Annotated in this window: 9 protein-coding genes; 7 read left to right on the top strand and 2 right to left on the bottom strand. The window is 73.6% G+C overall.

The features are described 5' to 3' along the window. Positions 1–154: 154 nt before the first annotated feature. Positions 155–1,051 (bottom strand): carbohydrate kinase, encoded by an 897-nt coding sequence (locus tag K6I34_RS23335; protein ID WP_229328290.1) that lies wholly within the window; start codon positions 1,049–1,051, stop codon positions 155–157. A gap of 174 nt (positions 1,052–1,225) precedes the next feature. Between K6I34_RS23335 and K6I34_RS23330 the strand changes: the two genes are divergently transcribed. Next, a complete protein-coding gene (locus tag K6I34_RS23330) occupies positions 1,226–1,684 on the top strand; it encodes a Rieske (2Fe-2S) protein (RefSeq protein ID WP_229328289.1) in 459 nt (152 codons plus the stop codon). A 46-nt stretch (positions 1,685–1,730) separates the two neighbouring features. On the opposite strand, the gene K6I34_RS23325 is transcribed toward K6I34_RS23330, so the two are convergent. Next, the gene (locus K6I34_RS23325; RefSeq protein WP_229328288.1) at positions 1,731–2,678 is read right to left on the bottom strand and encodes a hypothetical protein; all 948 of its coding nucleotides are present in this window, start codon (positions 2,676–2,678) and stop codon (positions 1,731–1,733) included. Between the two features lie 225 nt (positions 2,679–2,903). On the opposite strand from K6I34_RS23325, the gene K6I34_RS23320 reads away from it, so the two are divergent. The 6 genes from K6I34_RS23320 (at position 2,904) to whiA (ending at position 9,649) form a co-directional block, all read left to right on the top strand. Next, complete coding sequence (locus K6I34_RS23320) at positions 2,904–3,530, top strand: papain-like cysteine protease family protein (RefSeq protein WP_229328287.1); 627 nt, start codon at positions 2,904–2,906, stop codon at positions 3,528–3,530. A gap of 4 nt (positions 3,531–3,534) precedes the next feature. Further along, complete coding sequence (locus K6I34_RS23315) at positions 3,535–4,437, top strand: hypothetical protein (RefSeq protein ID WP_229328286.1); 903 nt, start codon at positions 3,535–3,537, stop codon at positions 4,435–4,437. A 203-nt stretch (positions 4,438–4,640) separates the two neighbouring features. Further along, entirely contained in the window at positions 4,641–6,671 is a 2,031-nt protein-coding gene (gene uvrC / locus K6I34_RS23310; protein WP_229328285.1) for an excinuclease ABC subunit UvrC, read from the top strand. 4 nt (positions 6,672–6,675) lie between these two features. After that, a complete protein-coding gene (gene rapZ, locus K6I34_RS23305) occupies positions 6,676–7,608 on the top strand; it encodes an RNase adapter RapZ (protein ID WP_229328284.1) in 933 nt (310 codons plus the stop codon). Then, complete coding sequence (gene yvcK / locus K6I34_RS23300; protein ID WP_229328283.1) at positions 7,605–8,651, top strand: uridine diphosphate-N-acetylglucosamine-binding protein YvcK; 1,047 nt, start codon at positions 7,605–7,607, stop codon at positions 8,649–8,651. The genes rapZ and yvcK overlap by 4 nt, the downstream gene beginning before the upstream one ends. Beyond that, on the top strand, positions 8,642–9,649 hold the full coding sequence (whiA, locus tag K6I34_RS23295) for a DNA-binding protein WhiA (protein WP_121797708.1): 1,008 nt from the start codon (positions 8,642–8,644) through the stop codon (positions 9,647–9,649). The genes yvcK and whiA overlap by 10 nt, the downstream gene beginning before the upstream one ends. Positions 9,650–9,934: the final 285 nt, after the last annotated feature.

The raw sequence follows: 9,934 nt of genomic DNA, 5'->3' as shown, positions 1-9,934 counted from the left end.
CCCCCGTACGGCGCCGGGCGCGCCCCGTCAGGGGCGCGGGGAACTGCGCGACCAGCCCCCACCGGGGCCGTGGCCGCGCGCCGAGCGTAAGTGGCACCCCGGTGGGCGCACCGGAGCCACCGGCCCCGCAGTGGCGCGCCGGGCGCAGCCCAGGTCACAGAGGGGCCGCGCCCGCGTGGGCGCACGTCGCGGCCGCGGCCCGCGCCGCGAAATCGAGGAGGGAACACCACTCCGTACCACCAAGCGCCGCGACCGCCTCGCGCGACAGTACGCCCCGCCCCGTCATTCCGTGCAGCAGCGCAGCGTTCACCGTGTCGCCCGCCCCGATCGTGTCCACGACCTCGGTCCGTACCGCCGGTACGGACCACTGGTCGTCGCGGGTGTGGACGGACAGACCCTCCGCCCCGTGGGTGACCACCACCGCCGAGGGGCCCGCCGTCAGCCACTCCTCCGGGGTGCCGCCCAGCCAGTGCGCGTCCTCGGCCGACAGCTTCAGCAGGGTGACGTGCGGGAGCCAGGAGCGGAAGCGGGTCCGGTAGGCGGCCGCGTCGGGGATGAGGCCCGCGCGGACGTTGGGGTCCAGGAGCGTGAACACGCCCCGTTCCGCCTCCCGCCGCAGCAGTGCCTCGTACGCGCTCGCGCCCGGCTCCAGGACCAGCGAGCAGGTACCCAGACACAGCGCCGAGACGGTGTCCGGCAGGGGCCCCGGGAGCGCGAACAGGCGGTCCGCGGTGCCCTCCGCGTAGAAGCCGTAGCCCGCCGAGCCGTCCGCGCCGACGGAGGCCACCGCGAGCGTGGTCGGCTCCGGTCCGCGCTGCACCAGCGAGACGTCGACCCCCGCCGCCCGCAGCCCGTCCAGCAGGGACTCCCCGAAGGCGTCCGCCGACACCCGGGAGCAGAACGCCGTCGCGGAGCACAGTCTCCCCAGCGCGACGGCGGTGTTGTACGGGCCGCCGCCGCGCCTCGGCAGCAGGGCGGGCAGTGCGCCGTCCCCGCCCCCGCCGTCGGCGGGCACGAGGTCGATCAGGGCTTCACCGGCTACGACGATCACTGCGGTCCCTCCGGTCCCCTCGAGTCCCCTCGGCCAGGAGGCCCAGACTGCCATGCCGCGGCCCGCCGCCCGGGAGGGCCCGCAACCGGAATCCGGGGTGCCGGTAGGGTCGGTCCGATCCGTCGTTCCTCTCGCACAGTTCATCGTTCGCACAGTCCACCGTTGGAGCACCCCATGACCAGCCCCGCGCCCGAGACCCCCGCCGCGTCCACCGAACCCTTCGCGTCCCGCCGCACCGTGCTGCGCTGCGCCGCGCTGGCCGGTGCCGCCGGGCTCGGTGCCACGGCCTGCTCCGGTGCCACGGGCGGCGGCAAGGGCCCGGCCGTCCCCACGGCCCCGGTCGACCTCGGTGCCCCCGACGACGTCCCGGTCGGCGGTGCCAAGCTCTACCGCGAGCAGCGCCTCGTCGTCGCGCAGCCCGCCAAGGGGCAGTACAAGGCGTTCAGCGCGGTGTGCACGCACGCGGGCTGTGTCGTCAACAAGATCGAGAAGGGGAGGATCCACTGCTCGTGCCACGGCAGCGAGTTCGACCCGGCCACCGGCAAGGTGCTCCAGGGCCCGGCCGGTGCCCCGCTGCCCGAGGTCCAGGTCAAGCTGGCCGGCGGCAAGCTGATCGCGGGCCCGGACGCCTGAGGGGCCACACCTGAGGGCCCATGCCCGAGGGTCCAGGCCCGAGGGCCTACTCCCAGTCCCAGGAGATCCCCAGGATCCCCGGGCGCACCCCCTGCTCCACCAGGTGCACCCCGCGGTGCCGCCCCGCCAGCGTCAGTTCCTGCTGCGCGGCGCGCGGCGCCCCCGCGGACGCCTGGCTGAACCGGCGGCAGCGCACCGGCAGCGCGGCGCGGTCGAAGCGGACCTGGAGCACGTACTGCCCGCCCGCGAAGCTGAACCCCCGGACGTATTCGGTGCTCGGGCCCGCGGTCCCGTCGTCGAAGCCGTAGCCGAAGACATGGGTCTCCCCGGCCCGCAGCCGCGCGTCGAAGAGCAGCTCGGCGACGAGGACGCCCGCCTCCGCGTGCCACCGGACGCGCCCGACACGGCAGTTCTCGGTGGCCCGGACCGTCACCCGGCCGGGGTCGCACCCGAGGTCCCCGCGGTGGATGGCCACATAGCGGTCCACGCCGTCCCGGTGCGCCCGTACGACGTGCTGCGAGTCGCGCTCCCGCAGCTCCCGGCCGGCGCCGATCAGGACCCGTTCCAGGTGGCAGACCGTGTGCAGGCCGCCGTCGGCCGGTGACTCCAGCTCCGCCAGCAGCCGCTCCAGCGGGCGGGACTCCTCCACCAGGGAGCGGTAGGAGAGCGTCGCGGGCCGCCGTGTCCCGGTCTGCCGCTCGGGCGGTTCCAGCAGGCGGGTCAGGGCGCGGGGAGGCAGTTCCAGGATCTCCTCCAGCACGCGCACCGCCCGCAGCGACTCGGGCCGCTGGGGCCGTCGTGCGCCCTGCTGCCAGTAGCTGAGGCTCGTCACCCCGACCTGTATGCCGCGTTGCGCGAGCCGGTGCTGGACGCGGTGCAGGGCGAGCCCGCGGGCCGACAGTGCGGCCCGCAGCGCGAGGTGGAACGGGCCGCTGCGCAGGGCCCGTGCCAGCTCGGTCCCGTCCGTGTCCGCTGGTGTGCCACTTGGTGCCATCCGCTCGCCCCTCTGTGAATATTCACCGGCGGCGGGAGCGGACCGGGCCGCCGGAGCGTTGTGATCCTTTTGACCGGGCACAGGCCGTTCACAACCGGTAGGTGTCGTTCACACCGCCCGTCCACCCAGCATTGAAGCCTGTTGACCGGTCACTGACAACACCCGATGCTCCTGATCAGCGTCCGGACGCGCTCTCCGTAACACCCCCCACTGGGAGGCACGTCCATGTCCCGTGCATCGGCACGACAACTGAAGAACGGGCAGGCCCGGATACGCGGCAGACGGCTCTCCGCCGCCGCCCTGGCCGCCGCCGCGCTCCTCGCCGTCCCCACCACGGCGAGCGCCGCGACCGGCGACCACGCGGGTCTGCGCGCGTCGAAACAGCTCAACATCACCATGCAGGCGCAGCAGAAGACCAACTGGTGCTGGGCCGGCTCCGGCAACACCATCGCCACCTGGTACGGCCGCAACTACAGCCAGAACCAGTTCTGCAACGCCGCGTTCAACCGGCAGCAGGGCACCACCTGCCCCAACAACCAGGCCACCCTGGGCAATGTGCAGAACGCCCTCGACTGGGCGGGCATCAACTCCGGCTCGTACGTGTCCGGCTGGCTGCGCTACTCGACCGTGCAGAACGAGATCAGCAACAACCGGCCCGTCGAGACGCGCATCCAGTGGGCCTCCGGCGGCGGCCACATGCACGTGCTCTACGGCTACGACGACTCGAACAGCTGGGTCTACTGGGGCGACCCCTGGCCGTCCAACGACCGCTACAACTGGGCGTCGCACAGCTGGTACGTGGACAACGACCAGTTCTCCTGGACGCACTCGCTCTACCGGATCGGGGCGTGACGCCATGACCGCGCACACCAGGAGGATCACCAGGAGGACCGCGGGCCGTGCGGCGGCCGCGGGGACGATCACGGTCGCGCTGTTCGCCCTCGCGCCCCTCGCGCCCCTCGCGCACGCCGACGCGGCGGGCGCCCCGGCCCCCGTGGCCCCGCCCGCGGCGGGGATCGCGGCCGCCCACGACGCCGCGGCGGCCCCCGCGACGCTCGACACGCTCTCCCGCTTCTTCGCCCGCGACGGGCGCGTCGCCTTCGCCAAGGCGCAGCCGAGGATCGCCGGGACGGCCGTGCCCGTCTACACGCTCTCCCCGGACTTTGTGGCGGGCAGGACGGACGCGCCGGTGGCCAGGCTGGAGTTCCTGGCCAGCACGGCGGTCTCGGCCGACGGGCAGAAGGCGTCCGTGTGGACGGTGAAGGACGGTGCCGCCTGGAAGGTCGTCAACATCGCCACCGGTGACGACGAGACGCGTTACGCGGCAGAGGGCGCGAAGAAGCTCGACGGGGGCACCGTCTTCCGCGAGCCGCAGATCAACGCCTGGTATGTCCAGCGCGGCGACCGGGTCCTGCCGCTCGACTCCGACGCCGTGCGGGCCGTCGGGGCGGACGGCACCACCGTCGAGGCCTACCGGGCGCGCGTCCACAAGGCGTACGGCGACAAGCTGCCCGGCTCCGCGTACGCGAAGAAGGGCCTGGCGGGCGGCTACGAGGAACAGGCCGGAACCGCCGGTGACGCGGCGGCACCGGCCGGCGGGGCGGCGGAGAGGACAGCAGGGGACGAGCTGACCGCCTCCGCGGCGCGGACCGACGCGGGGAGCCCGGTGAACACCGCCTCCGTCGCGGCGGCCGCGGGCGCGGCAGCGGCCCTCGGCGCCTCCGCCCTGGTGGTCCGCCGGAAGCGGCGCCGCGGCTGACCACCCGCACCAGGGGCGTCCCCACAGCGCCCCGCTCCGGCCCCGGCGCACACTCGCCGGGGCCGGAGCCGTCCGGAGCCAGGGGCCCGGAGCCACGAGGCCCTCCGGGCCCCTCCCCGGAGAGGCCCGGAAACCGTCTTCCGGCCCGGGCCCGCCGCCGTCGGGCGGTGGAGTTGTCAGTGCCCGCAAGTAGGGTTGGGGACATGGCCGACCCCAGCAGCTACCGCCCCAAGCCGGGACAGATCCCCGACTCGCCGGGGGTCTACAAGTTCCGCGACGAGCACGGCCGCGTGATCTACGTCGGAAAGGCGAAGAGCCTGCGCCAGCGGCTCTCGTCGTACTTCCAGGACCTCGCGGGCCTGCACCCGCGCACCCGCACCATGGTGACCACCGCCGCCTCCGTCGAGTGGACCGTGGTCTCCACCGAGGTCGAGGCGCTCCAGCTGGAGTACTCCTGGATCAAGGAGTACGACCCGCGGTTCAACGTCAAGTACCGCGACGACAAGAGCTACCCCTCCCTCGCCGTCACGCTGAACGAGGAGTTCCCGCGCGTGCAGGTCATGCGCGGCCCCAAGAAGAAGGGCGTGCGCTACTTCGGCCCGTACGCCCACGCCTGGGCGATCCGCGAGACCGTGGACCTGATGCTGCGGGTCTTCCCCGTACGCACCTGCTCCGCCGGGGTGTTCAAGCGCTCCGCCCAGATCGGCCGCCCCTGCCTGCTCGGCTACATCGGCAAGTGCTCCGCCCCCTGCGTCGGCCGCGTCACCCCGCAGGAGCACCGCGAACTCGCCGAGGAGTTCTGCGACTTCATGGCCGGGCGTACCGGTGCGTACATCCGCCGTTTGGAACGGCAGATGCACGATGCCGCGGAGGAGATGGAGTACGAGAAGGCCGCCCGGCTCCGTGACGACATAGAAGCGCTCCGCCGGGCCATGGAGAAGAACGCGGTGGTCCTCGCGGACGCCACCGACGCCGACCTGATCGCTGTCGCCGAGGACGAGCTGGAGGCGGCCGTGCAGATCTTCCACGTCCGCGGCGGCCGGGTGCGCGGCCAGCGCGGCTGGGTCACCGACAAGGTCGAGGCCGTCGACACCGCGGGCCTCGTCGAGCACGCCCTCCAGCAGCTCTACGGCGAGGAGACGGGCGACGCCGTGCCCAAGGAGGTCCTCGTCCCCGCCCTCCCCGACCCCGTCGAGCCGGTGGTCCAGTGGCTGACCGGGCGCCGCGGCTCCCGGGTCGACCTGCGCATCCCCCAGCGCGGCGACAAGAAGGACCTGATGGCCACCGTGCAGCGCAACGCCGCACAGGCCCTCGCCCTCCACAAGACCAAGCGGGCCTCCGACCTCACCACCCGCTCCCGGGCCCTGGAGGAGATCACCGAGGCCCTCGGGCTCGACTCCGCGCCGCTGCGCATCGAGTGCTTCGACATCTCCCACCTCCAGGGGCAGGACGTGGTCGCCTCCATGGTCGTCTTCGAGGACGGCCTGGCCCGGAAGAGTGAGTACCGCCGCTTCCAGATCAAGACCTTCGAGGGGCAGGACGACGTCCGTTCGATGCACGAGGTGGTCGGCCGCCGCTTCCGCCGCTATCTGCAGGAGCAGCAGAAGGCGGGGGAGTGGTCCGACGAGAACGCCGTCACGGAGAACGGGGAGAACGGGGACGCGGCGGCGGAGGAGCGGCAGGACCGGCCCAAGCGCTTCGCCTACCCGCCCCAGCTCGTCGTGGTCGACGGCGGCGCGCCGCAGGTGGCCGCCGCCCGCCGGGCCCTGGACGAGCTCGGCATCAGCGATGTCGCCGTCTGCGGTCTCGCCAAGCGCCTGGAGGAGGTCTGGCTGCCCGGCGAGGACGACCCCGTCGTCCTGCCCCGCACCAGCGAGGGCCTCTACCTGCTCCAGCGGGTCCGTGACGAGGCGCACCGCTTCGCCATCTCCTACCAGCGCAGCAAGCGCACGAAGACCATGAAGGCGGGCCCGCTCGACGCCGTCGCGGGCCTCGGCGAGACCCGCAAGCGGGCCCTGCTCAAGCACTTCGGCTCGCTCAAGAAGCTCCGCGCCGCGACCGTCGAGCAGATCTGCGAGACGCCCGGCATCGGCCGCAGGACCGCCGAGACGATCGCTGCCGCGCTCGCCGCGGCGGCGCCGCCCGCACCCGCCGTCAACACGGCGACAGGCGAGATCATGGACGATAGGGACGACGGCGCCGCGACCGCGGCTCCGTCCGCAGAACGGGGGTAGCAGCATGACCGGGAACGAACGGGACGGAGCACAGGTGAGTACGGGCACGACGGCGGACGCGACGGGCGAGGCGGCGGGCATCCCCGAGCTGGTGATCATCTCCGGCATGTCGGGGGCGGGCCGCAGCACCGCCGCCAAGTGCCTGGAGGACCTCGGCTGGTTCGTCGTGGACAACCTGCCGCCCGCGCTGATCCCCACCATGGTGGACCTCGGCGCCCGCTCGCAGGGCAACGTGGCCCGCATCGCCGTGGTCGTGGACGTCCGCGGCCGCCGCTTCTTCGACAACCTCCGCGAATCCCTCGCGGACCTCGCCGCCAAGAAGGTCAAGCGCCGCGTGATCTTCCTGGAGGCCTCCGACGACGCCCTCGTGCGCCGCTTCGAGTCCGTGCGCCGCCCGCACCCCCTCCAGGGCTCCGGCCGCATCGTCGACGGCATCGCCGCCGAGCGCGACCTCCTGCGGGAGCTGCGCGGCGACGCCGACCTGGTGATCGACACCTCCAGCCTCAACGTGCACGAGCTGCGCGCCAAGATGGACGCCCAGTTCGCGGGCGAGGAGGAGCCCGAGCTGCGGGCCACCGTGATGTCCTTCGGCTACAAGTACGGCCTGCCCGTCGACGCCGACCTCGTGGTGGACTGCCGCTTCCTGCCCAACCCGCACTGGGTGCCCGAGCTGCGCCCCTTCACCGGGCTCAACGAGGAGGTCTCGGGCTACGTCTTCAACCAGCCCGGCGCCAAGGAGTTCCTCGACCGCTACACCGAGCTGCTCCAGCTGATCGCCGCGGGCTACCGCCGCGAGGGCAAGCGCTATGTGACCATCGCGGTGGGCTGCACGGGTGGCAAGCACCGCTCCGTCGCGATGTCCGAGAAGCTCGCCCACCGCCTGGTCTCCGAGGGCGTCGAGACCGTCGTCGTGCACAGGGACATGGGGCGCGAGTGACCGGCCGTTCCTTCCGTCTGCGCCGCGTCCGCCGTCTCGTCCCCGCCGCCGGGCGGGGGAAGGGCCGCGTGGGCCGCGGCGCGCAGCCCAAGGTCGTCGCCCTCGGCGGCGGCCATGGGCTGTCCGCGTCGCTCGCCGCCCTGCGCCGGATCACCGGCGACCTCACCGCCGTCGTCACCGTCGCCGACGACGGCGGCTCCAGCGGACGGCTCCGCGACGAGCTCGGCGTGCTGCCCCCGGGCGACCTGCGCAAGGCGCTCGCCGCGCTGTGCGGTGACGACGACTGGGGCCAGACCTGGGCCCGCGTCATCCAGCACCGCTTCGCCAGCGAGGGCGACCTGCACGGCCACGCCGTGGGCAATCTGCTGATCGTCGCCTTGTGGGAGCAGCTCGGCGACCATGTGCAGGCCCTGGACCTGGTCGGCAAGCTGCTCGGCGCGCACGGCCGGGTGCTGCCCATGTCCGCCGTGCCCCTGGAGCTCCAGGCGCTCGTGAAGGGCCACGACCCGGCCGAGCCCGAGGCGGTCACCACTGTGCGCGGGCAGGCCACTGTGGCGCTCACCCCGGGCGAGGTGCAGTCCGTGCACGTCGTCCCGGAGGACCCGCCCGCGGTCCCCGAGGCCGTCGAGGCGGTGCTCGACGCCGACTGGGTGGTTCTCGGCCCGGGCTCCTGGTTCTCCTCCGTGATCCCGCATCTGCTGGTCCCCGAGCTGCTCGACGCGCTGCAGGCCACCAAGGCCCGCCGGGTGCTCTCGCTGAACCTCGCGCCGCAGCCGGGTGAAACCGATGGCTTCTCCCCGCAGCGTCATTTGGAGGTTTTGGCCCGACACGCCCCTAAACTCGCCCTGGACGTGGTGCTGGCCGACGAGGCCGCCGTGCCCGACCGGGAGAGCCTCACCGAAGCCGCGCAGCGGCTCGGGGCCACGGTCGAGCTGGCGCCGGTCGCCGCGCCCGACGGCTCCCCGACCCATGACCCGGAGCTGTTGGCCGCCGCGTACGACCGTATTTTTCGGATGCATGGAAGGATCGGCCCATGGCGATGACGGCAGCGGTGAAGGATGAAATCTCCCGGCTCCCCGTCACCCGGACCTGCTGCCGGAAAGCGGAGGTCTCGGCGATCCTGCGGTTCGCGGGCGGACTGCACCTGGTCAGCGGCCGCATCGTGATCGAGGCGGAGCTGGACACCGGGATCGCGGCCCGGCGGCTGCGCAAGGACATCCTGGAGATCTTCGGGCACTCCTCCGACCTGGTGGTGATGGCCCCCGGCGGGCTGCGCCGCGGCAGCCGGTACGTGGTGCGGGTGGTCGCGGGCGGTGATCAGCTGGCCCGCCAGACCGGCCTGGTCGACGGCCGCGGGCGGCCGATCCGCGGTCTGCCGCCGCAGGTCGTCTCCGGTGCCACGTGCGACGCGGAGGCCGCCTGGCGCGGCGCGTTCCTCGCGCACGGCTCGCTCACCGAGCCCGGCCGCTCCTCCTCCCTGGAGGTGACCTGTCCCGGCCCCGAGGCGGCCCTGGCCCTGGTCGGCGCGGCCCGTCGGCTGCAGATCGCGGCCAAGGCGCGCGAGGTGCGCGGCGTGGACCGGGTCGTCGTCCGGGACGGTGACGCGATCGGCGCGCTGTTGACGCGGCTGGGCGCGCACGAGTCGGTGCTCGCCTGGGAGGAGCGCCGGATGCGGCGCGAGGTGCGGGCCACGGCCAACCGTCTCGCCAACTTCGACGACGCGAACCTGCGCCGTTCCGCGCGGGCCGCGGTGGCCGCCGGGGCGCGGGTGCAGCGGGCGCTGGAGATCCTCGGCGAGGAGGTGCCCGAGCACCTCGCCGCGGCCGGGCGGCTGCGCATGGAGCACAAGCAGGCCTCCCTGGAGGAGCTGGGCGCGCTCGCCGACCCGCCGCTGACGAAGGACGCGGTGGCGGGGCGCATCCGGCGACTGCTGGCCATGGCCGACAAGCGGGCGCAGGACCTGGGCATCCCGGGCACGGAGTCGAACCTCTCGGATCTCTCCGACCTGTCGGAGGAACTGGCGGAGGGGATGGTCGGCTGAGCGCTCCGCCCGCGGGCGCCCCGTAAGGGGCGCGAGGCTGTGTTTATTTGCGGCTCCGCCGCGTGGGCGCGACCAGCCGAACACGACCCGCAGTCGCGCACCGGCCTCAAGAGGCACCCCGGTAGGCGCACGGGGCCCGGGGCGCAGCCCCGGGCGGTCAACTCCCGTCCGACGGCGCACTGTTGACATGGCCATGCGCGCGTCGCAGCCTGAGCACCCCGCGCACCCACGTGCCGGGTCACCGCAAGGGGGGCTCATGAGACGCAGAGCGAGATCCTTCCTCGC

This window comes from Streptomyces sp. UNOC14_S4, assembly GCF_020740835.1.
Classification (GTDB): Bacteria; Actinomycetota; Actinomycetes; order Streptomycetales; family Streptomycetaceae; genus Streptomyces.
This window is presented reverse-complemented; position numbering and strand designations above follow the sequence as displayed.

Excerpts from the sequence above, each read along its gene's own strand:
- K6I34_RS23330 (WP_229328289.1), top strand. The coding sequence starts at position 1,226 with ATGACCAGCCCCGCGCCCGAGACCCCCGCCGCGTCCACCGAACCCTTC.
- K6I34_RS23325 (WP_229328288.1), bottom strand. The coding sequence starts at position 2,678 with ATGGCACCAAGTGGCACACCAGCGGACACGGACGGGACCGAGCTGGCA.
- K6I34_RS23320 (WP_229328287.1), top strand. The coding sequence starts at position 2,904 with ATGTCCCGTGCATCGGCACGACAACTGAAGAACGGGCAGGCCCGGATA.
- K6I34_RS23315 (WP_229328286.1), top strand. The coding sequence starts at position 3,535 with ATGACCGCGCACACCAGGAGGATCACCAGGAGGACCGCGGGCCGTGCG.
- uvrC (WP_229328285.1), top strand. The coding sequence starts at position 4,641 with ATGGCCGACCCCAGCAGCTACCGCCCCAAGCCGGGACAGATCCCCGAC.
- rapZ (WP_229328284.1), top strand. The coding sequence starts at position 6,676 with ATGACCGGGAACGAACGGGACGGAGCACAGGTGAGTACGGGCACGACG.
- whiA (WP_121797708.1), top strand. The coding sequence starts at position 8,642 with ATGGCGATGACGGCAGCGGTGAAGGATGAAATCTCCCGGCTCCCCGTC.